General features: G+C 70.9%; 22 protein-coding genes. 11 read left to right on the forward strand and 11 right to left on the reverse strand.

Translation table 11 applies throughout. The features are described 5' to 3' along the window. Window positions 1-52 precede the first annotated feature (52 nt). Genes HNR67_RS09145 through HNR67_RS09160 form a run of 4 tightly spaced genes read right to left on the reverse strand, consistent with a single transcriptional unit; the run spans window position 53 to window position 2415 of the window. Window positions 53-508 (reverse strand): YbaB/EbfC family nucleoid-associated protein, encoded by a 456-nt coding sequence (locus HNR67_RS09145; protein ID WP_185001632.1) that lies wholly within the window; start codon window positions 506-508, stop codon window positions 53-55. Continuing rightward, a complete protein-coding gene (locus HNR67_RS09150; RefSeq protein WP_185001633.1) occupies window positions 505-906 on the reverse strand; it encodes a YbaB/EbfC family nucleoid-associated protein in 402 nt (133 codons plus the stop codon). Before HNR67_RS09150 ends, HNR67_RS09145 begins: the two co-directional genes overlap by 4 nt. 14 nt (window positions 907-920) lie before the next feature. Beyond that, window positions 921-2075, reverse strand: coding sequence for a C40 family peptidase (locus tag HNR67_RS09155; RefSeq protein WP_185001634.1), 1155 nt, complete (start codon window positions 2073-2075; stop codon window positions 921-923). Between the two features lie 19 nt (window positions 2076-2094). After that, a complete protein-coding gene (locus tag HNR67_RS09160) occupies window positions 2095-2415 on the reverse strand; it encodes a type VII secretion target (protein ID WP_185001635.1) in 321 nt (106 codons plus the stop codon). 180 nt (window positions 2416-2595) lie between these two features. Between HNR67_RS09160 and HNR67_RS09165 the strand changes: the two genes are divergently transcribed. The 4 genes from HNR67_RS09165 (at window position 2596) to HNR67_RS09180 (ending at window position 4812) form a co-directional block, all read left to right on the forward strand. Further along, the gene (locus tag HNR67_RS09165) at window positions 2596-2958 is read left to right on the forward strand and encodes a PadR family transcriptional regulator (RefSeq protein ID WP_312986843.1); all 363 of its coding nucleotides are present in this window, start codon (window positions 2596-2598) and stop codon (window positions 2956-2958) included. 139 nt (window positions 2959-3097) lie between these two features. Continuing rightward, window positions 3098-3679, forward strand: a complete 582-nt coding sequence (locus tag HNR67_RS09170; protein WP_185001636.1) for an SMI1/KNR4 family protein — start codon at window positions 3098-3100, stop codon at window positions 3677-3679. A 75-nt stretch (window positions 3680-3754) separates the two neighbouring features. Continuing rightward, a complete protein-coding gene (locus HNR67_RS09175) occupies window positions 3755-4276 on the forward strand; it encodes a hypothetical protein (protein ID WP_185001637.1) in 522 nt (173 codons plus the stop codon). Then, window positions 4273-4812: a hypothetical protein gene (locus HNR67_RS09180; protein ID WP_185001638.1), complete on the forward strand. Its 540-nt coding sequence runs from the start codon at window positions 4273-4275 to the stop codon at window positions 4810-4812. The genes HNR67_RS09175 and HNR67_RS09180 overlap by 4 nt, the downstream gene beginning before the upstream one ends. Window positions 4813-4851: 39 nt before the next feature. On the opposite strand, the gene HNR67_RS09185 is transcribed toward HNR67_RS09180, so the two are convergent. The 3 genes from HNR67_RS09185 to deoC are packed head-to-tail and all read right to left on the reverse strand — an operon-like array spanning window position 4852 to window position 8157. Then, window positions 4852-5718, reverse strand: a complete 867-nt coding sequence (locus HNR67_RS09185) for an aldehyde dehydrogenase family protein (RefSeq protein WP_185001639.1) — start codon at window positions 5716-5718, stop codon at window positions 4852-4854. Continuing rightward, window positions 5711-7150, reverse strand: coding sequence for an aldehyde dehydrogenase family protein (locus HNR67_RS09190; RefSeq protein WP_185001640.1), 1440 nt, complete (start codon window positions 7148-7150; stop codon window positions 5711-5713). Before HNR67_RS09190 ends, HNR67_RS09185 begins: the two co-directional genes overlap by 8 nt. 2 nt (window positions 7151-7152) lie before the next feature. Then, window positions 7153-8157, reverse strand: a complete 1005-nt coding sequence (gene deoC, locus HNR67_RS09195) for a deoxyribose-phosphate aldolase (RefSeq protein ID WP_185001641.1) — start codon at window positions 8155-8157, stop codon at window positions 7153-7155. 97 nt (window positions 8158-8254) lie between these two features. On the opposite strand from deoC, the gene upp reads away from it, so the two are divergent. From upp to HNR67_RS09210, 3 genes are all read left to right on the forward strand, one after another. After that, window positions 8255-8878: a uracil phosphoribosyltransferase gene (gene upp, locus HNR67_RS09200; protein WP_185001642.1), complete on the forward strand. Its 624-nt coding sequence runs from the start codon at window positions 8255-8257 to the stop codon at window positions 8876-8878. Window positions 8879-9385: 507 nt separating this feature from the next. After that, window positions 9386-11329, forward strand: a complete 1944-nt coding sequence (locus HNR67_RS09205; protein WP_221489820.1) for a glycosyl hydrolase family 18 protein — start codon at window positions 9386-9388, stop codon at window positions 11327-11329. A 78-nt stretch (window positions 11330-11407) separates the two neighbouring features. Beyond that, window positions 11408-12751 (forward strand): glycoside hydrolase family 18 protein, encoded by a 1344-nt coding sequence (locus tag HNR67_RS09210; protein WP_246492482.1) that lies wholly within the window; start codon window positions 11408-11410, stop codon window positions 12749-12751. Between the two features lie 65 nt (window positions 12752-12816). Here HNR67_RS09210 and HNR67_RS09215 read toward each other — a convergent pair whose 3' ends face one another. Next, the gene (locus HNR67_RS09215; protein WP_185001643.1) at window positions 12817-13419 is read right to left on the reverse strand and encodes a TetR/AcrR family transcriptional regulator; all 603 of its coding nucleotides are present in this window, start codon (window positions 13417-13419) and stop codon (window positions 12817-12819) included. A gap of 90 nt (window positions 13420-13509) precedes the next feature. Here HNR67_RS09215 and HNR67_RS09220 point away from each other — a divergent pair, with 90 nt between their 5' ends. The 4 genes from HNR67_RS09220 (at window position 13510) to HNR67_RS09235 (ending at window position 15578) form a co-directional block, all read left to right on the forward strand. Continuing rightward, window positions 13510-13716 (forward strand): ribbon-helix-helix protein, CopG family, encoded by a 207-nt coding sequence (locus HNR67_RS09220; RefSeq protein ID WP_185001644.1) that lies wholly within the window; start codon window positions 13510-13512, stop codon window positions 13714-13716. Between the two features lie 21 nt (window positions 13717-13737). Further along, entirely contained in the window at window positions 13738-14124 is a 387-nt protein-coding gene (locus tag HNR67_RS09225; RefSeq protein ID WP_185001645.1) for a type II toxin-antitoxin system death-on-curing family toxin, read from the forward strand. 63 nt (window positions 14125-14187) lie between these two features. Beyond that, a complete protein-coding gene (locus tag HNR67_RS09230; RefSeq protein ID WP_185001646.1) occupies window positions 14188-14589 on the forward strand; it encodes a MerR family transcriptional regulator in 402 nt (133 codons plus the stop codon). Then, on the forward strand, window positions 14586-15578 hold the full coding sequence (locus HNR67_RS09235; RefSeq protein WP_185001647.1) for an aldo/keto reductase: 993 nt from the start codon (window positions 14586-14588) through the stop codon (window positions 15576-15578). The genes HNR67_RS09230 and HNR67_RS09235 overlap by 4 nt, the downstream gene beginning before the upstream one ends. 198 nt (window positions 15579-15776) lie before the next feature. On the opposite strand, the gene HNR67_RS09240 is transcribed toward HNR67_RS09235, so the two are convergent. From HNR67_RS09240 to HNR67_RS09250, 3 genes are read right to left on the reverse strand one after another with little or no spacing between them, the layout of a single operon-like run. After that, a complete protein-coding gene (locus HNR67_RS09240) occupies window positions 15777-17441 on the reverse strand; it encodes a phospho-sugar mutase (RefSeq protein ID WP_185001648.1) in 1665 nt (554 codons plus the stop codon). Beyond that, entirely contained in the window at window positions 17438-18247 is an 810-nt protein-coding gene (locus HNR67_RS09245; protein WP_185010395.1) for a purine-nucleoside phosphorylase, read from the reverse strand. Before HNR67_RS09245 ends, HNR67_RS09240 begins: the two co-directional genes overlap by 4 nt. A gap of 31 nt (window positions 18248-18278) precedes the next feature. Further along, on the reverse strand, window positions 18279-19970 hold the full coding sequence (locus tag HNR67_RS09250) for a serine/threonine-protein kinase (RefSeq protein ID WP_281403339.1): 1692 nt from the start codon (window positions 19968-19970) through the stop codon (window positions 18279-18281). Between the last annotated feature and the right edge of the window lie 19 nt (window positions 19971-19989).

Raw genomic sequence — 19989 nt, forward strand, 5'->3', positions numbered from 1 at the left:
CGGGTCGCCGACGGATTCGGCCGCAGCCTACGGGTTCACCGCGCGCTGCGGATCACCGGTCCGAACGAAGGCTCGACAGATCGAAGGAGAACACGTCCTCGTCCTCCTCAGCGGCGAGCGCGGGCCTGCCGGGCGTGGCGGCCGGACCGGTCACCGCGGCGCTGTCCCAGCCGGCCGCGCGGGCCGGCACGGTGCCGCCGACGGCCTCCACCACCGCGGTGAACTCATCGCCCAGCGCGCGGGCGAGCACGTTGTAGGAGCGCTGCACGGCGAACTCGGCGGCCTGCCGGGCGGTCTCGGTGATCGCCTGGCCGAGCCGGTCCGCGCCCAGGTTCACCGCGGCCGGGTCCAGCCACAGCTGCAACAGTTCGCCGCTGGCGTTGACGGTGGCCGCGACCAGGCCGTCCTGGCTGCGTGCCTGGCCGACCACCCTGGCCATGTCGGCCTCGAGCCGCTGACTGGCCAGCAGCCGGTCCTCGGCCTCGCGCACCTCATCCGGCTCGCTCATCGCGCCCTCCGCAGGAAAGACCCGCCGTCCTCGTCATCGTCGTCGGGCACCGGCTGCGGCGCCATGCCCAGCGCGGTCAGCCCCTCGGCCGCGCGCGTGTCCAGCACGCCGTGCAGGGTCCGGTGCAGCCGCCCGGCCGCGTCCCTGGTGGCCCGCTGGGCCTGCTTGAGCACCTCGGCGGCCAGCTGCGCGGAACCCAGCTGCAGGGCCCTCGGGTCGATCAGGACCTCCTGGATCTCCCCGCCGGGCACCACGGTCACGCTCACCGCGCCGTCGCCGGAACGGGCCCGGCCGAGCACCGGCCCGGACCGGGCCAGCCGTTCGGTTACCCGCTGATCGGTCTCGGCGATCCTCGCCGCCGCCCGCGCGTTGTCCGCCTCGACGTAGTCCTCGTGCATCGACCTACCCCCGCTCAGCCGGTGGGCCGGAAGAAGCCCATGAACGGCATGCCGCTGTTGGTGGTGCGCAGCTTGCCGATCTGCACCGGGTCACCGGCCTCGATGATCTGCCCGTCGCCGATGAACATCGCCACGTGACCCTTCCACACCACCAGGTCGCCGGGCAGCAGCTGGCCGGGCGGCACCTGCGCGCCCATCGCCTGGGCCGCGGAGTGCCTGGGCAGCTCGAACCCGGCTGCCGCGTAGGACCACTTGGTCAGCCCGGAGCAGTCGGTGCCCTGCGGCGGATTGGAGGCCGCCCAGACGTACGGCGTGCCCAGCGCGGTCAGCGCCTTGCGCACCGCGGCCGCGGCGATCTCGTTGGGCGCCTGCACGGTCTTGCCGCCGGGCAGGTTCACGTCCACACCCGAACCCGGCTGCGGCGGGATGGCCACCGGCAGGTTGGACGCGGGCGCGCCGCCGCCACCGCCGCCCCCTCCGCCGCCACCACTGCCCGAACCGCCGCCGCCGCCCCCGTTGGAGCCGCTGCCATTGCCGCCGGAACCGTTGCGGCCGTTGGACCCCGCGGTGCCGGTGCCGTCCACGCCGCCGCCGAGCGCGCCGCCCATGCCGCCGAGTGAACCCACGTCCACCCCTGGCAGGCCGCGCAGTTTGCCCGCGGCCTCGCTCAGTGCCTGCTTGGCCTTGGTGATCTCCTGGGTGCCCTTGAGGTGGAAGTTGGCCGCGGTGCACCAGCACTGCTTGATCGCCTCGGGCACGCTGGCCTTGTTGCCGCCTGCCTTACCTGCCAGCGCCGCCTGCACCTGCGGGGTGACCGCGCCACGCAGCTCGTTGACCAGCCGCTCGATGTTGCCCTTGGCCGAGGTGACCGCGTTGTAGGCGCCGTTGACCGCGTCCTGGGCGGTCTTGCAGTTGGCGGCCAGCTTGTCCAGCGAGCCCTCCAGGGTGGCGACCCGGCCCTGGAAGACGTTGGCCCGGTCGCCGTACCAGCCGTTCATCGCGCCCTTGAACGCGCCGTTGTGCCTGCCCTTGAGATCGGCCAGCGCGGTGTTGGCCTGTCCGAAGGCGGTGGCCGCGCGCTGGGCGGCGCCGTGGTCGCCCTCGATGTCCTTCAGGTTGTTGCGCAACGGTTCGGTGAGTCCGTTGAGCACTGCTTCGACGTCGGACATGTCCTGGATCCCCCTGTGCTCAGCGCTGTCCGGCGCGCTTCACGCTGGCGGCGTGCTCGGCGTCCTGCTGGTGGTAGTCGGTGACCGTGCCGCTGACCGCGGTGCCCAGCTCGCCCAGTGCCTTGGCCGCGGCCGCGATGGCGTCCATGATCGACTGCGCGGCCGGGGTCAGCGCGCCGGAGACCTCCGCGCCGATCTTGCCGAAGGCGTTGCCCGGCACCGCGTTGGCCCCGGCCAGCGTGCCGCTGCCGACCTTGCCGATTTCGCCGGACATGCCCTTGGCCGCGTTGGCGTAACTCGTCAACGCGGCCGGGTCGACCTTGAAACCCTTCTCGGCCATCGCTCCCCGTCTGCCTCTCCCCATGAGCCCCTGTGTGACCGGTTCGACGCGGGTGCGCGCTCCGCGGTTCCGGCCGGATAGCCCAGCTTGCCGCACGTCAGGCCGCTTGGGGGCGTGGATGGCCGGATTCACGCGACCGACTAGGTTGCACAGCCAGCTAGATGGCGATACCTTCTAGTCGTGAGTCCGGTCGAGGTGCGTCAGGCGCAGTGGCTGCGCGGCGTGCTCGACCTGGCCGTGCTCGCCCTGCTCGCCGAGAGCGGGGAGAGCTACGGGTACCTGATCTCCCAGCAGCTGGCCGAGTCCGGCCTTGGCGAGGTCAAGGGCGGCACGCTGTACCCGTTGCTCAACCGGCTGGAGGAGGCCGGGCTGCTCAACAGCGCCTGGCGGGCCGGCGACGGCGGGCCGGGCCGCAAGTTCTACGAGATCAGCGGCGGCGGCAGACGGCTGCTGGCCGAGCACGCTCCACAGTGGACAGCCTTCGCGGGCGCGGCGACCACGGTCGTCCAGCGCGGTATGCGTGAGGCGGCGCTGAGCGGCTGACCTGCCGCGATGATGCTTCGGTGGGGCCGGCGTCGGGGGCCGGCTCCACCGAACCTGATCGGGTACTTGCTCCGACCGGCCCAACGATGATCACGGGTTGGCGGCACCGATCAAGCCCGTGAGCTGCGATCATGTGCTTATGGACGTTGCCGAGGGCTGGGGCCGGCTGAGGACCTGGCTGGCCGCGAGCGCGCCCACCACCTACGAACTCCTCCGGCCGGGTGCGGCGCCCGCCGAGGTCGAGGAGCTGCAACGCCGCCTGGGCCTGGGTTTCCCGGCCGACCTGTGCCGGTGGTGGACGCTGTGCGACGGCACCGAGCGCACCGAGTTCGCCGAGATCCTGCCGCCCTTCTACACCCCGCACAGCACCCGCAGCGCCTTCGACGCCAGGGAATGGCGGCGGCTGCGGTACCGCGCGACCTGGGCCGAACCGGACGCCGAACCGGAGGCGGGCACCGCGGCCCGCAGCTTCCACCCGGCCTGGGTGCCCATCGCCTTCGACGGCTGCGGCGACGCCCTGGTCGTCGACCTGCGCCCCGGCCCGCTGCACGGCTGCGTGCTGGAGTGGGACCAGGAACGCTCCGAGGTGCACAAGCCGGAGTGGCCCAGCCTGGGCGAGATGGCGGCCGAGGTGGCCGAGGCCCTGGAGACGGGCACGCCGGTGCGGCACAGCCACCCGACCGTGACCCCGGACGGCAGGCTGGACTGGCGGATCCGCTGAATCCGGAGTTCTTCCCTGGTGAGCGGTGGTTTCCCGGTACGATGGGTGCTCACATCGGGGAGCACTGGGGGGCGGATGTACAACGTTGCAAAGGACCGCACGTTCTTAGGCTGGTACGTGCTGGGGTCGGTGGTCGGCGTGCTGCTGATCGCCGCTGCCTTCCAGGGCCTGCTGCACACGGGGCAGGGGCGGACCGTGCTGACCGGCGATGAGCTGCTCGACGCGGGAGGCACGGTGCTGAGCACGCTGGGCGGGGTGTCGATCGTGCTGGTCCTGTTCGCCGTCTCGGCCGGGCGCACCGGGCCGGAACGGTCCAGGGCGCTGCGCAAGCGGGGTGTGCTGGTGGCGGTGGGGTTCGTCCTCTTCGTGGGCGCCACGGTCTTCGTCCAGATGTTCTTCTACGAGCAGATGGGCCGGGAGGTGCGCCGGAGCGTGCTGGTGGACGTGCCGGTGCTGGTGCCGATCGGGCTGCTGATCGCGGGTCTGCTGGCCTTGGGGCTGATGGGCTGGGCCGGGGCGCGGGCGCACCGCCGGGTCCAGGCGGCGCGGGCGGCGAACGTGCAGCCGAGCCAGTACTGGCTGGACGTGCCGAGGTGAGCGAGGCGGGAGGTCTGCGCCACCTCGGGATCGGTCGCGCGCTGGGCTGGACCTGGGTGCTGATGGGCGTGGCAGGGGTGCTGATGCTCATCGTGGGGACACGGGGCCAGCGGCAGATCAGCGACGGTTGGCTGTGGCTCACCACCGGCGGGCTGGTCCACCTGGTCTTCAACGCGGTGCTGCCGCTGAGTGTTGTGGTCTACGCGCTGGGGATGGCGGTGCTCTCGGCGCGCCAGGTCGAGCCGGGCCCGAACCCGAGGCTCCGGCGCTGGGGCGTGCTGGGCGCCGTGCTGGTGCTGGCGCTCGCCGGGCTGAGCAGCTTCGGCGAGCCGGTGGTGCGGAACGGGTTGAGCGCGGAGGTGCGGGACACCGTGCTGTTGCTGGCCCCGGCGGAGCTGGTGGTGATCCTGATGGTGATCGGGATCGTGCTGCTCCTGCTGTGCCTGGGCGGCGCCAGTTGGCTGCACCAGCAGGGGCGGGCCCGCCGGGCGGTGCACGTGCAGGCGAGTGAGTACCGGCCGTACGTGCCGCACTGAGCGGGGTGGGGGCGGCCGGAACCGCCCCCACCGTCGGGCTCAGACGCCGGTCGGGTGCCAGACCGTCTTGTGCTCCAGGAAACCGCGCAGCCTGCTGATGTCCGGGGTGGCGGTCCAGTCCGGTTCCTTGGCCGGGGCGCGCAGCACGCGCTTGACCGTGCCTGCCGCCGAACGTTCCAGGTCGGCCCTGGCCTCCAGCGGCACGCCGGTGGGGTCGATCGCGTTCACATCGGCGTGCTCGGCCAGCCACGGGGACAGTTCCGCGGCCTTGCCGGTGAGCAGGTTGACCACGCCGCCGGGCAGGTCGGAGGTGGCCAGCACCTCGGACAGGGTGATCGCGGGCAGCGGGCGGTCCTCGCTGGTGACCACCACGCAGGTGTTGCCCGCCGCGATCACCGGGGCGACCACGCTGACCAGGCCCAGCAGCGAGGATGCCTGCGGGGCGAAGACCGCGACCACGCCGGTGGGCTCTGGGGTGGTGAAGGAGAAGTACGGGCCCGCGACCGGGTTGGCCGAACCGAGCACGGTGGCCAGCTTGTCCGTCCAGCCCGCGTACCAGACCCAGCGGTCCACCGCGGCGTCCACCAGGGTCTCCGCCTTCTTGGCGGCGATGCCCTCGGCGGTGGCCACCTCGGCGATGAACTGCTCGCGGCGGCCCTCCAGCATCTCGGCCACCCGGTAGAGCACCTGGCCGCGGTTGTAGGCGGTGGCGCCGGACCACTTGGCGAAGGCCGACCTGGCCGCGCCCACGGCGTCCCGCGCGTCCTTGCGCGAGGCCAGGGACGCGTTGGCGAGGAACTTCCCGCGTGCGTCGTTCACCGGGTACACCCGTCCGGACTCGGAGCGGGGGAACTTCCCGCCCACGTACAGCTTGTAGGTCTTGGCCACGCTGATCCGCTCAGACATCGAGGTACGCCTCCAGACCCGCCCGGCCGCCCTCGCGGCCGAAGCCCGACTCGCCGAACCCGCCGAAGGGCGCGGTCGGGTCGAACCGATTGAACGTGTTGGCCCACACCACACCGGCCCGCAGCTGCTCGGCCATCCACAGGATGCGCGAGCCCTTCTCGGTCCAGATCCCGGCGGAGAGCCCGTACGGGGTGTTGTTGGCCTTGGCCACCGCCTCGGCCGGAGTGCGGAAGGTCAGCACCGACAGCACCGGCCCGAAGATCTCCTCGCGGGCGATCCGCATGGCCTGCTGCACACCGGAGAACACGGTGGGCGCGAAGTAGAAACCCTTGTCCGGCACCGGGCACGGGCTGGTCCAGCGCTCCGCGCCGTCGGCGTCACCGGAGGCGACCAGCTCGCGGATCCGGTCCAGCTGCGGCTTGGAGTTGATCGCGCCGATGTCGGTGTTCTTGTCCATCGGGTCGCCAAGGCGCAGCGTGGACACCCTGGCCCGCAGCTTGGCCATCAGCTCCTCGGCGATGGACTCCTGCACCAGCAGCCGGGAGCCCGCGCAGCAGACGTGGCCCTGGTTGAAGAAGATGCCGTTGACGATGCCCTCGACCGCCTGGTCCAGCGGCGCGTCGTCGAAGACCACGTTGGCCGCCTTGCCGCCCAGCTCCAGGGTCAGCTTCTTCCCGGTGCCGGCCAGCGACCGCTGGATCAGCTTGCCGACGTCGGTGGAGCCGGTGAAGGCCACCTTGTCGATGCCGCCGTGGTTGACCAGCTCACTGCCGACGTCACCGGCGCCGGGCAGGATGTTGACCACCCCGGCCGGCAGTCCGGCCTGCTGGCAGATCTCGGCGAAGACCAGCGCGCTCAGCGGGGTGGTCTCGGCTGGCTTGAGCACCACGGTGTTGCCGCAGGCCAGTGCGGGCGCGATCTTCCAGGCCAGCATCAGCAGCGGGAAGTTCCACGGGATGACCTGACCGGCAACGCCAAGCGGCTTGGGGTCCGGCCCGTACCCGGCGTAGCCGAGCTTGTCCGCCCAGCCCGCGTGGTGGAAGAAGTGCGCGGCCGCGGTCGGGATGTCGACGTCCCGCGACTCCTTGATCGGCTTGCCGTTGTCCAGGGTCTCCAGCACCGCCAGCTCGCGGCCGCGCTCCTGCATGATCCGCGCGATCCGGAACAGGTACTTGGCCCGCTCGGCGCCGGGCATCCGGCCCCACACCTTGTCGTAGGCACGCCGGGCGGCCTTGACCGCCTTGTCCACATCGGACGGCGCGGCGGTGCTCACCTCGGCGAGCACCTCCTCGGTGCCCGGGTTCACCGTCTTGAGCGGCTCGCCCTCGCCGTCGACGAAGTTGCCGTCGACGAACATCTGGTAGTTCGCCTTGAGGTTGGCGATCGCCCTGGACTCAGGGGCCGGGGCGTACTCCCACACGGGATTGCTCATCGTCAGTCCACCGTCACGTAGTCGGGGCCGCTGTAGTGGCCCTCAAGCTGGGTCCGCCGCTGCATCAGCAGATCGTTGAGCAGGCTGGAGGCGCCGAACCGGAACAGCGTGTTGGTCAGCCATTCCGGGCCCGCGACCTCGTGCACCGCGACCAGGTACCGGATGGCGTCCTTGGTGGTGCGGATCCCGCCTGCGGGCTTGACCCCGCGCAGCTCGCCGGTCTGGTCCTTCCAGTCCCGCACCGCCTGCAGCATCAGGTGCGTGGTGGGCAGGGTGGCCGCGGGGGAGACCTTGCCGGTGGAGGTCTTGATGAAGTCGCCACCGGCCAGCAGCGCCAGCCAGGACGCGCGCCGGATGTTGTCGTAGGTGGCCAGCTCGCCGGTCTCCAGGATGACCTTGAGGTGCGCCGACCCGCAGGCCGCCTTGACCGCCTTGATCTCGTCGAAGACCTGGCCGTAGCGCCCGGAGAGGAACGCGCCCCGGTCGATCACCATGTCGATCTCGGTCGCGCCCGCCTGCACCGCCAGTTCGGTGTCGGCCAGCTTCACCGCGCGGTTGGACCGGCCGGACGGGAAGGCGGTGGCCACGCTGGCGATGCCGACCCCGCTGTCACCGAGTGCCTCGACCGCGGTGGCCACCAGGTCGGGATACACGCAGATCGCGCCGACCCTGGGCACCTCCGGGTACTCCGGATCGGGCCTGCGGGCCTTCGCGCACAGGGTGCGCACCTTGCCCTGGGTGTCCGCGCCCTCCAGCGTGGTCAGGTCGACCATGCTGATGGCGGTGTCGATGGCCCAGAGCTTGGAGGCCTTCTTGATGCTCCGGGTGGCCAGGGTCGCGGCGCGCTGTTCGAGCCCGACCGCGTCGACGCCGGGCAGGCCGTGCAGGAACCGGCGCAGTGCGGTGTCGTCCCTGGTCGCGTCGGCCAGTTCAGGGGGGAGCGCCGGTCCACCGGAGGGGGCGGGTACGCCCGGTCCGGCAGCCGTCGCCGATGACGGTGCAGCCATGCGCCAGAGTCTAGGGTCGTGACCCCGCTCACCCGGTCATCCATCCACAACCGGCAGTTCAAGACCCAAATGGCCTACCGCGCTACCGTCTTGGACCATGGACGTTCTCGTCGTCGAACACCCGCTGGCCCGCGCCCGTCTGACCACCATGCGGGACGCGAGGACCGACAGCGCCGCGTTCCGGGCCGCGCTCCAGGAACTCACCCAGATGCTGATCTACGAGGCGATGCGGGAGGCGCCGGTCGCGGTGGAGCGCATCCACACCCCGGTGGCCCGCACCGACGGGTTCCGGCTGGCCAACCCGCCGCTGCTGGTGCCGGTGCTGCGGGCCGGGCTGGGCATGGCCGACCAGGCGCACAACCTGATCCCGGACGCCCAGATGGGCTTCGTCGGGCTGGCCCGCGACGAGCGGACGCTGCAGCCGACCCCGTACCTGGAGTCGCTGCCCGCGGACCTGGCCGGGCGCCCGGTGCTGGTGCTGGACCCGATGCTGGCCACCGGTGGCTCGATGATCTACACGATCCGGCTGCTGGTGGACCGGGGCGCCACCGACATCACCGCGGTCTGCGTGCTGGCCGCGCCGGAAGGGGTCGAGAAACTGGCCTCCGCGGACCTTCCGGTGCGCGTGGTCACCGCCAGCGTGGACGAACGGCTCAATGACTCCGGGTTCATCGTGCCCGGCCTCGGCGATGCCGGGGACCGCCTTTACGGGGCGGTGTAACCGCAGCTCCCAGCCGGTCAACCCGCCGAAGGGCCTCCTCGCGACAGTCGCGGGGAGGCCCTTTGAGTTAGCCCGTTCGTGGGTCCGTTTGGACCAGTGCGCACATGCCCGGTTGGCCCAAACGGTTGGGGTTGAACGACTTTCACGTTTTGCTAGGCCGAACGAGTGACTGATTGGTCTAGACCTTGACGATCTGTGGTCTGAACCACATGGTGATTGCAAGCGCGGCAACACCGCGCAAGCACCACCTGAGTTTCGCCGCCGCCTCGCACGTGCTCCATCCACGCCATGGGTCCGCCAACCCAGGGAGCCCTGAAGAGATGAGGTCGCGATGGCTGCCGCAGATCGCCGTACCCGCGTCAAGACTCCCTGTGCTCGGCTGACCGAGGTGACCGGCTTCCGGCCGGCTCCGGGGTGCCGTTAGTCCCCCGGAGCCCGGCCGGTCTCACCGCACCTCCAGTCTCACCACCCCCTGCTGCGCCTTTCGCTCCTGACGCGAGGAGAGACATGCCCATCCGCCGATGGCGTGCCACCGCGATGCTGACCGCCCTGCTGCTCACCCTGGTGGGCCTGGCCGCCCTGCCCGCCCACGCGGCGACCGGGGTGACCGCGAAGTTCACCAAGACCTCCGGCTGGGAAACCGGCTACGAGGGCAGGTTCACCGTGACCAACAACGGCCCGGCCTCGATCACCGGCTGGACCGTGGAGTTCGACCTGCCCTCCGGTCAGCGGCTCGGTTCGCTGTGGGAGGCCACGCACACCGTCAGCGGCCAGCACGTGACCGCGAAAAGCCAGTCCTGGAACGGGAATCTGGCCGCCGGGCAGTCCGCGAGCTTCGGCTTCGGGGTCCAGTTCACCGGCGCCTACGCCGACCCGTCCGGCTGCAAGGTCAACGGCGCCTCCTGTGACGGCGGCAGCAGCGAACCCGACACCCAGGCGCCCACCGCGCCCGGTCAGCCGACGGTCACCAGCGTCAGCAGCTCCACCATCTCGCTGAGCTGGCCCGCCAGCACCGACAACGTCGGCGTCACCGGCTACGAGGTCCTCGGCGCCGGCGGCGTGGTCACGACCGCCACCGGCGCCTCGGTCACCGTGACCGGCCTGGCCGCGGACACCTCCTACAGCTTCACCGTGCGGGCCAAGGACGCCGCGGGCAACACCTCCGCGGCCAGCCCCTCGGTCAGCGGCAAGACCTCCACCGGCGGTGGCGACCCGGGCCCGGCGGGCAACCGCAAGGTCGGCTACTACACCCAGTGGAGCGTCTACGACCGCGCCTACCACGTGAAGAACCTGGACACCTCCGGCACCGCGGCCCGGCTGACCCACCTCAACTACGCCTTCGGCAACGTCAACGCCGAGGGCAAGTGCTTCCAGGTCAACCAGGCAGGCCAGGGCGACTCCTGGGCGGACTACCAGCGCAGGCTGCCAGCCGAGCAGGCCATCGACGGCGTGGCCGACGTCTACAACCAGCCGGTCGCGGGCAACCTGAACCAGCTCAAGAAGCTCAAGGCCAAGTACCCGAACCTGCGGGTGCTGATCAGCCTTGGCGGCTGGACCTGGTCCAAGTACTTCTCCAACGCCGCGCTCACCGACGCCTCGCGCAAGGCCCACGTCAGCTCCTGCATCGACATGTGGATCAAGGGCAACCTGCCGGTCATCGGCGGCGACCCGCAGGGCGGACCTGGCTCCGGCGCAGGCATCTTCGACGGCATCGACATCGACTGGGAGTGGCCCGGTTCCGAGGGCAACACCGGCAACATCGTGCGGCCGGAGGACAAGCGCAACTTCAGCCTGCTGGCCGCGGAGTACCGGGCCCAGCTGGACGCGCTCGGCGCGAGCACCGGCAAGAAGTACGACCTGACCGCGTTCCTGCCCGCCGACCCGCGCAAGGTCGACTCCGGGTTCGAGGTCGGCGAGGTCGTGAAGAACCTGACCTTCGGCAACGTCCAGGGCTATGACTTCCACGGTGGCTGGGAGAACCGGTCCAACCAGCAGTCCTCGGTCAAGCTCCCGGCGGGCGACCCGGGTCCGATCGCCTACTCCGACGAGATCGCGGTGGACGCCTGGACCAGCCGCGGCGCACCGGCCAAGTGGGTCGTGCTCGGCGTGCCCTTCTACAGCCGGGGCTGGACCGGGGTGACCAATGCCAACAACGGTCTCTTCCAGACCGCCACCGGCCCCGCGCCGGGCAGTTTCGAGCCCGGCATCGAGGACTACAAGAAGGTCAAGAACCTGATCGCTTCCGGCTACACGGTGCACCGCGACACCACCGCGGGACATGCCTGGCTGTTCAACGGCAGCACCTTCTGGACCTTCGACGATCCCACCGAGATCACCAGGAAGGTCAACTGGGCCAAGAGCAAGGGCCTGGGCGGCGCGATGATCTGGTCCCTCGACGGCGACACCGCGGACGGTGAGCTGATCAAGGCCCTGGCCACCGCGCTCGGATAGGAAAACCACGGTCGCGGCCCGGGACTCCCTGCCCCCGGGCCGCGACCACCCTCCGGAATCAAGGAGAAGTGCTCGCAGATGATGACCACTCAGCGCCGCGGCCGGATCGCCGCGGTCGTTGTCACCACCTTGGCCGGTCTCCTGGCGTCACTGGGACCGGCAGCCGTGGCCGATGAGGCCGCGGCCGAGCACTGGGGGCAGTCCCAGCGCAGGGTCGGCTACTACACGCAGTGGAGCGCCAACCAGTTCGGCTACACCGTCAACAAGCTGGTCAGCTCCGGCACCGCTGGCAAGCTCAGCCACCTCAACTACGCCTTCGGCAACGTCAGCGAGGAGGGCAAGTGCTTCGCCAGCAGCACCGCCGGACTCGGTGACGCCAAGGCCGACTACCAGCGGCTGCACACCGCGGCCGAATCGGTGGACGGGGTGGCGGACAAGCCGGAGCAGGCACTGGCCGGCAACTTCAACCAGATCCGCAAGCTGAAGAAGAAGTACCCCAACCTCAAGGTCAACATCAGCCTCGGCGGCTGGACCTGGTCCAAGTACTTCTCCAACGCGGTGCTCACCGACGCCTCCCGCAAGGCGTTCGTGAAGAGCTGCGTCGACCTCTACCTCAAGGGCGACCTGCCCAAGCTGGACGGACTGGCCCAGGGCGGCCAGGGCGCGGCCGCTGGGCTCTTCGACGGCATCGACCTGGACTGGGAGTGGCCCGGCGCGGCCGGTGCGCCCGGCAACGTGGTCCGGCCGGAGGACAAGCAGAACTTCACCCTGGCACTGGTCGAGTTCCGCAAGCAGTTCGCCGAACTGTCCTGGCGCACCGGCAAGCACTACGAGCTGACCGCCTTCCTGCCTGCCGGGGCTGCCACGCTGGACGCGGGCATCGAGGTGCCCAAGGTGTTCCGGCTGCTGGACTTCGCCACCATCCAGGGCTACGACATCCACGGCGCCTGGGACTCGGTGACCAACCACCAGTCCGCCATCCACGCCCCGGACAACGACCCCACCCCCGGGAAACTGGACCTGGACCAGGTGATCAAGGACTACCTGGACCGCGGCGCCCCCCGGCGTTCGCTGGTGCTCGGCGTGCCCTTCTACGGGCGTGGCTGGACCGGCGTGACCGGTGGCGGCAACGGCCTGTTCCAGCCGGCCACCGGCTGCGCGCCCAGCACGCACGAGTGCGGCTACCTGAACTACAACAAGATCAAGCAGCTGCCCGGCTTCACCCTGCACCGGGACCCGAAGGCGGCCACCGGCTGGCTGTACGACGGCAACACGTTCTGGAACTTCGACGACCCGGTCTCCATCGGGGCGAAGACGCGCTACATCCGGCAGCAGAAGCTGGGTGGCGCCATGGTCTGGTCGCTGGACGGTGACACCGACAACGGTGAGCTGTTCTCGGCGATCCACAGAGGACTGTCCTAGACGGACAGTTCAGCGAGGCCCGGGGAACCGTTGGCGGCGGGGTGTCCCGGGCCTCGCGCCCTCTGTCAGTCCGACAGGGGCGCGAGCCAGCCGCGGGTGTGCGCGGCCATCGCCCGCCGGTAGTTCTGCTCGGCCGCCGGCCCCGGCACCAGCCGCCCGGCCAGTTCCAGGCTGACCAGCCCGTGGGTGAGTCCCCAGGCCGAGTTGGCCAGCTCCTCCGGCGACTCCGCCGCGAACACGCCTGCCTCGATGCCCCGGCGCACCACCGCGAGCAGTGGCGCCAGCGTGTTCATCGCGGCCGCGATGGTCTCCTCGTCCGGCTCGAAGTCCAGTTCCAATGAGCTGAACAGCACCGGGTACAGGTTCGGGTCGGCCAGTGCGGCGGAGCGGTAGGCCAGCCCGAGTTCGGTCAGGTCGTGCGCGGGGTCCTCGGTCACCGGCACCGCGGCCTGCCACTGCCCGAAGCGCCGGAACGCCTCCAGGTACAGCTCGCGCAGCAGCCCCGGCTTGCCGCCGAAGAGCGAGTAGACCGCGGTGGTGGAGGTGCCCACGTCCTGGGCGAGCCCGCGCAGACCCAGTGCGCCGGGGCCCTTGGCGGCCAGCAGTTCTCCTGCCCGGTCGAGCAGCTTCCCGCGCAGCGCTTCGTCGTGCGTCTTCGGTCGAGGCACCCCTCGATCGTACTGCAACACTGTTACGTAACCCGAATGGACGTATCTGACCTCTGGATACGGTGATACCAGATCGGTACCATCCCCCGCATGGCCATGACGCTGCGGTTGACCGAAGAGGAGAATCGGCAACTCGACGAGCTAGCCACCGTCGAGGGCCGCTCCAAACAGGAGATCGTGCGCCTGGCGCTGGCCGACCGATGGTCGCGGTTGCACAAGGAGCAACAGCTCTCCGATGCGCTGGAACGTGTTCTTCCCCGCTATCGGGGATTGCTCGAAAGGCTCGGCTCGACCTGATTTTCTGGTATTCCCTGGCTAGTGATCACTTATCTGGATGCCAGCGACCTGCTCGTGCTGGCCACCGCGGTCACTGGGGGTGACCTTGTGGTGCGCGACGTCGGACTGCTGGACTCCGCCGCGCACCGACCTCGTGCCGCCGTACTCGGCGTCGAGGCGTACGCGACGCTCTGGTTGAAGGCTGCCGCTCTGCTCGATTCGATCGTGCGCACCCGTCCGCTGCTCGAAGGGAACTGGCGACTGGGCTGGGTTGCCGCGGTGACCCTGTGTGACATCAACGGCTGGTGGATCGACGCCGACGAGGACGAGGCGCTCGACGTCGTCCGCGATCTGGGCCGCGGTCTGATCGAAGTATCTGAAGTGGCCGACCGGTTCGAGGAGTGGGCCAGTCCCAAGGACGAGGACTGAGCGAAAACCCGTTCGTGGTTCCGGGTTGACCTGGAGTGCACTCCAGCTCCTACCGTCGACGACGTGAGCTACTCCATCGCCCAGGCGGCCGAGCGCAGCGGATTGTCCGTGGACACCCTGCGGTACTACGAGCGCATCGGCCTGTTGGACCCGCCGGCCAGGGACTCCGGCGGGCGGCGGTCCTACTCCGATGACGACCTGGGCTGGCTGGGGTTCCTCACCAAACTCCGGCTGACCGGCATGCCCATCCGGATGATGCGGGAATATGCCCAGCTCCGGCACCGCGGCGCGGCCAGTTACGGCCGCCGCAAGGCGATCCTGACCGATCAGCGCGCCTCGGTGCGCGAGCGCATCGCCGAGCTGCAGGCCTGCCTGGAGATCCTGGACTACAAGATCGAGCACTACGACCAGATCGAGCAGCAGATGACCGCGGCCGATCTGATCCACGAGGAGGCGAGCGCATGACCACCCTGCCCACCCGAAAGATCGGTGCGTTGCAGGTCGGGGCCCAGGGCCTGGGCTGCATGGGGATGAGCGAGTTCTACGGCGAGACCGACGACGCGGCCTCGATCCAGGTGATCCACCGCGCGCTCGACCTCGGCGTGACCCTGCTGGACACCGCGGACGCCTACGGCCCGCACCGCAACGAGGAGCTGGTCGGCCGGGCCATCAAGGACCGGCGGGACCGGGTCACCCTGGCCACCAAGTTCGGCATCGTGCGCTCGGCCGACCCGCACGTGCGCGGGGTCCGCGCCGACGCCGCCTACGTGCGGGAGGCCGCCGAGGGCTCGCTGCGCAGGCTCGGCGTCGACCACATCGACCTGTACTACCTGCACCGGGTCGACCAGAACGTCCCGATCGAGGAGACCGTTGGCGCGATGGCCGAGCTGGTCGCCGAGGGCAAGGTGCGCTACCTGGGCCTGTCCGAGGCCAGCGCGCCCACCCTGCGCCGGGCGCACGCGGTGCACCCGATCACCGCGCTGCAGACCGAGTGGTCGCTGTGGACCCGCGACCTGGAGGCGGAGATCCTGCCAACCGCGCGCGAGCTGGGCATCGGGCTGGTGCCGTACTCCCCGCTCGGCCGCGGCTTCCTGACCGGCAAGTACGCCAGCACCAAGGACTTCGACGCGAACGACTTCCGGGTGGTCGGACAGCCCCGGTTCAGCGAGGAGAACCTGGCCCGCAACCTCGGCATCGTGCGCGCGCTGGAGGCCATCGCGGCCGAGCGCGGCGTGACCACCGGTCAGCTCGCGCTGGCCTGGGTGCAGTCCCGCGGCCAGGACGTGGTGCCGATCCCCGGCACCAAGCGGCTGAAGTACCTGGAGGAGAACATCGCCGCGGCCACGATCACCCTCACCGCCAAGGAGATCGCCGCGGTCGAGGCCGCCGTCCCACTCGCCGAGATCGCCGGCAACCGCTACCCCGACCAGGGCATGGCCTTCCTCAACGGCTGACCCCAACACACCGTCCCAGAACGGCCAACACGGCGTACAACAACGGCCAACACACCGTCCACAACGGCCAACACTCGGTACGACAACGGCCAACACGCCGGGAGGGTTGGACCCCGCCCGGCGTGTTGGCCGGTTTGGTACGGCGTGTTGGCCGTTGTTGTACGGGTGGTTGGCCGTTGTGGGGCGGGTGGTTGGCTGTTAGGGGGCGGTCAGTAGGGCTGTGATGGCCTCGCGGACCTTGGTCAGGCGGGTTTTGCCCTCGGCTCGGGCCTGGGGTAGGGCGTCGAGGCCGGTGACCGGGGTGACCACCTCCAGGTACGCCTTCACCTTGGGCTCGGTGCCGGAGGGGCGGATCAGCACCCGCAGGCCCTCGGCCCGCAGCACCAGCACATCCGCCTTGGGCTCCAGGTCCGTCTGGCTGACCTCGGTGCCGCCCAGCTCGGTGATCGGCGTGCCGCGGAAGCGGCGCATGGTGGCGCCGATCAGGGCCAGGTCGGCCACCCGCAGCGACACCTGGTCGGTCAGGTGCAGCCCGTGCGCCACGGCCAGGTCGTCCAGCGCGTCCAGCAGGTCGCGGCCCTCGGCCTTGAGCGTGGCGGCCAGATCGCAGGCGAGCACCGCGGCGCTGATGCCGTCCTTGTCCCGCACGTAGTCCGGGTCCACGCAGTGACCCAGCGCCTCCTCGTAGGCATAGACCAGTCCGGTGCCGTTGCCATCGCCCGCGCGCACCAGCCACTTGAAGCCGGTGAGCGTCTCGTCGTAACGCGCGCCGTGTGCCTTTGCCACCGAACGCAGCAGTTCCGAGGAGACGATCGTGGTCGCCACCAACGGATCCGGGTTCGCCTGCTTGTCCAATGTGGACAGAACCTGGTTGCCGAGCAGCACGCCGGTCTCATCGCCGCGCAGCATCCGCCAGCCGTCCGGACCGCGCACGCCCAGCGCGCACCGGTCCGCGTCCGGGTCCAGCGCGATCGCCAGGTCGGCCTGCACCGCGGCGGCCAGCGCGAGCAGTTCGTCGGTTGCGCCCGGCTCCTCCGGGTTGGGGAAGGAGACGGTCGGGAAGTCCGGGTCCGGGCTGGCCTGCGACTCGACCAGGTGCAGATCGGTGAAACCGGCCCGCCCCAGCACTTCCAGTAACGTCTCCGAGCCCACCCCGTGCAACGCGGTGACCGCGACCCGCAGCTCCCGCGCCTTCCCCCGCGGCAGGCTGGAGGCCCGGTCCGCGTAGGCCTCGATCAGGTCCTCGCCCACCGGCTGCCAGGCGGCCACCCTGGGCACCGAGACCGCGGCAGGCACCTTCGCGATGGCCGCCTCGATCTGCCGGTCGGCGGGCGGCACGATCTGCGCGCCCGCGTCCAGGTAGACCTTGTAACCGTTGTCCGCCTTGGGATTGTGCGAGGCGGTCACCTGCACCCCGGCCACCGCGCCGATCGCGCGCACCGCGAAGGCCAGCACCGGCGTCGGCAGCGGCCTGGGCAGCACCCGCACGTCGAAGCCCGCGCCGGTGAGCACCTCGGCCACGTCGGAGCAGAAGTTCTCCGAGCCGTGCCGGGCGTCCCGCCCGACCACGACCAGCCCGCCGGAGCGGCCCTGCACCCGCAGGTACTCGGCCAGCCCCGCGGTGGTGCGCACCACGACCGAACGGTTCATCCCGTTCGGCCCGGCCCGCAGCGGTCCGCGCAGCCCAGCGGTGCCGAACTGCAACGGCCCGGCCATCCGGTCGGCCAGTGCGGCCACCGCGGACTCATCGCCCGCCATCGCCGTGGCCAGCACCTTCTGCAGCTCCAGCCGGGCATCAGGGTCGACGTCATCGGCGATCCAGCGGAACGCGGCGTCGCGCAGCTCCGTGCCCAGCTTCGTCATGCGCGCTCCACGAGCTTCCGCAGCAGCTCGCCCATCTCGGTGGCCGCGGCCTTGCCCGCCTCCAGGACCTCGATGTGGTTGAGCGGCTCACCGGTGATGCCCGCGGCCAGGTTGGTCACCAGGGACAGCCCGAACACCTCGGCCCCGGCGGCGCGGGCGGCGATGGCCTCCAGCACGGTGGACATGCCGACCAGGTCCGCGCCCATGGTGCGCAGCATCCGGATCTCGGCCGGGGTCTCGAAGTGCGGGCCTGGCAGCCCGGCGTAGACGCCCTCCTCCAGCGAGGAGTCGATCTCCTTGGCGATCCCGCGCAGCCGCGGCGAGTACAGGTCGGTGAGGTCGACGAACCTGGCGCCCACCAGCGGCGAGGCCGCGGTCAGGTTCAGGTGGTCGCTGATCAGCACCGGCTGGCCGACCCGCATGCCCTGGCGCAGGCCACCGGCGGCGTTGGTCAGCACCACCGTGGTGCAGCCTGCCGCGGTGGCCACCCGCACGCCGTGCACGGTCTGCGGGATGCCCCTGCCCTCGTAGTAGTGCGTGCGGCCGAGCAGCACCAGCACGTTCTTCTCGCCCACCCGGACCGAGCGGACGGTGCCGCCGTGGCCGACCACGTTGGGCGCGACGAAACCGGGTAGTTCGCCGATGGGGACCTCGGCGACCGGCTCGCCGAGCACGTCGGCGGCCGGCCGCCAGCCGGAGCCCAGCACCAGGGCGATGTCGTGGGATGCGATGCCGGTTCGAGCGGCCAGTTCCGCGGCAGCGGCGGCGGCAGCCGCGTCGGGGTCCGCCGCGGGGCTGACGTTCAGAGAAGTGCTTGTCTCGGTCACACCAAGGACCCTAGCCAGCGGGGATGAAGCTGGCAGCCATCGGCCCGAACAGCTCCTTCTGCCCGGTGTCCTCGGACTCGGTGGGCACGGTGACCTGCACCACCCACAGATCCCGCACCTTGGGCAGTAGCAGCAGGTAGGTGGAGCGCCGGACCAGGTTGCCCTCGGCGCCGGAATCGGTCGGCTTGGGCACGGTGGTGAACGGACCGGGGTCGGCCACCCGGTACAGCAACTCGACGGGCGCCTCCGGCGAGTCCGGGGCCTTGGTCCCTGGCCGGGTCGGCGTCTCGTTGTAGGTGCCCTGAGTGCTGACCGCGTTGCGCGGCAGGTTGCTGAGGAAGTTCGACAGCCGGAACTGCGGGTAGTAGTTGGCGAAGCGCTCGATCACCAGCTCCTGGCGGCCGTCGGCGGAGACGAAGCGCACCGCGGCGCTGACCGCCGGCGAGCCGACCCGCAGCTCGCGGAAGGTGGTCCAGTCCTTGGGCACGTTCACGGTGAACTCGCCGCCGGAGTCATTCGGCGTGCTGCTGGCCCGCTCGGTGCGCGGCCCCAGCTCCAGCACCGGGGACAGCAGCTGCTGCTCGGTGGTGCGGGCGGGCGCGGTTGTGGGCAGCACCGGCTTGCCGCCGAGCACCCTGGCCAGCGCGAACCCGCCGCCGCTTGCCCCGGTGAACAGCACGAAGGCCAGCGCGGCGAGCAGCACCTTGCCCGTGCGCGAGCGGCGCCTTGGCTCGCCCGCACTGGTCATGAAGGGCAGCGGACCGGGGTCGCTGGCCAGCAGCGCGGGCAGCACCCCGGAGCCGGGGGTGGGCGTGCGCGGCTGTTCCAGCAGCTCGGCGGACTCCGGCTGGAGGTCCTTCGGATTCACCTCGAACAGGCGCTCGCCGGGTTCGGGCAGCAGCGGGTGCAGCAGCCTGCGCACCTCGGCCAGGGACATCCGGGAGCCGGTTTCCTTGGTCATCAGGCCGGCGATCACCGGGTGCAGCGGATGCTCGGCGTCGACCTGCGGCACCTCGCCGTGCACCACCTCGGTGACGGTGTCCAGCGGGTCGCCGTCGGCGTCATACGGGGGCCGCGCCTCCAGCGCCGCGAACAGCGTCGCGCCCAGTCCCCACAGGTCGGCCGAGGGGGTCGCCGGATCGCCGGAGGCCACCTCCGGCGAGATGAACGCGGGCGTGCCGAGCATGATCCCGGTGCTGGTCAGCGTGTGGTCGCTGACGCTGCGGGCGATGCCGAAGTCGGTGAGTTTGATCTGCCCGTCCACCCCGACCAGCACGTTGCCGGGTTTGACGTCGCGGTGGGTGACCCCGGCCCGGTGCGCGGCCTCCAGCGCGGCGGCCACCGCGTCGCCGATGGCCGCGGCCTGCGTGGTGGACAGCGGGCCCTGCTCGCGGACCAGTTCGGCCAGGCTGAGCGAGGGCAGCAGCTCCATCACCACGAACGGCTCGCCGTCCTGGCGGACCACGTCGTAGAGGGTGATCACGTTGGGGTGGGAGAGCACCGCGATGGCCCGCGCCTCGCGCAGGGTCCGCTCGCGCAGCGCGTCCGCCTCCGCCACCGGGATGCCCGGCGGCAGCCGGACCTCCTTGACCGCGACCCGGCGGCCGAGCATCTCGTCGTGCGCCGACCACACCGTGCCCATCGCGCCCCTGCCGAGCAGCCCGTTCAGCCGGTAGCGCTCGGCGATGCGGCGGACCGGCAGGTCCGGCTCGACCGGGACA

This window comes from Crossiella cryophila (assembly GCF_014204915.1).
GTDB classification, from domain to species: domain Bacteria; phylum Actinomycetota; class Actinomycetes; order Mycobacteriales; family Pseudonocardiaceae; genus Crossiella; species Crossiella cryophila.

Bases quoted from the DNA above. Each gene is read 5' to 3' on its own strand.
- HNR67_RS09145 (WP_185001632.1), bottom strand. From the start codon at position 508: ATGAGCGAGCCGGATGAGGTGCGCGAGGCCGAGGACCGGCTGCTGGCC.
- HNR67_RS09150 (WP_185001633.1), bottom strand. From the start codon at position 906: ATGCACGAGGACTACGTCGAGGCGGACAACGCGCGGGCGGCGGCGAGG.
- HNR67_RS09155 (WP_185001634.1), bottom strand. From the start codon at position 2,075: ATGTCCGACGTCGAAGCAGTGCTCAACGGACTCACCGAACCGTTGCGC.
- HNR67_RS09160 (WP_185001635.1), bottom strand. From the start codon at position 2,415: ATGGCCGAGAAGGGTTTCAAGGTCGACCCGGCCGCGTTGACGAGTTAC.
- HNR67_RS09170 (WP_185001636.1), top strand. From the start codon at position 3,098: ATGGACGTTGCCGAGGGCTGGGGCCGGCTGAGGACCTGGCTGGCCGCG.
- HNR67_RS09175 (WP_185001637.1), top strand. From the start codon at position 3,755: ATGTACAACGTTGCAAAGGACCGCACGTTCTTAGGCTGGTACGTGCTG.
- HNR67_RS09185 (WP_185001639.1), bottom strand. From the start codon at position 5,718: ATGTCTGAGCGGATCAGCGTGGCCAAGACCTACAAGCTGTACGTGGGC.
- HNR67_RS09190 (WP_185001640.1), bottom strand. From the start codon at position 7,150: ATGAGCAATCCCGTGTGGGAGTACGCCCCGGCCCCTGAGTCCAGGGCG.
- deoC (WP_185001641.1), bottom strand. From the start codon at position 8,157: ATGGCTGCACCGTCATCGGCGACGGCTGCCGGACCGGGCGTACCCGCC.
- upp (WP_185001642.1), top strand. From the start codon at position 8,255: ATGGACGTTCTCGTCGTCGAACACCCGCTGGCCCGCGCCCGTCTGACC.
- HNR67_RS09205 (WP_221489820.1), top strand. From the start codon at position 9,386: ATGCCCATCCGCCGATGGCGTGCCACCGCGATGCTGACCGCCCTGCTG.
- HNR67_RS09210 (WP_246492482.1), top strand. From the start codon at position 11,408: ATGATGACCACTCAGCGCCGCGGCCGGATCGCCGCGGTCGTTGTCACC.
- HNR67_RS09220 (WP_185001644.1), top strand. From the start codon at position 13,510: ATGGCCATGACGCTGCGGTTGACCGAAGAGGAGAATCGGCAACTCGAC.
- HNR67_RS09235 (WP_185001647.1), top strand. From the start codon at position 14,586: ATGACCACCCTGCCCACCCGAAAGATCGGTGCGTTGCAGGTCGGGGCC.
- HNR67_RS09240 (WP_185001648.1), bottom strand. From the start codon at position 17,441: ATGACGAAGCTGGGCACGGAGCTGCGCGACGCCGCGTTCCGCTGGATC.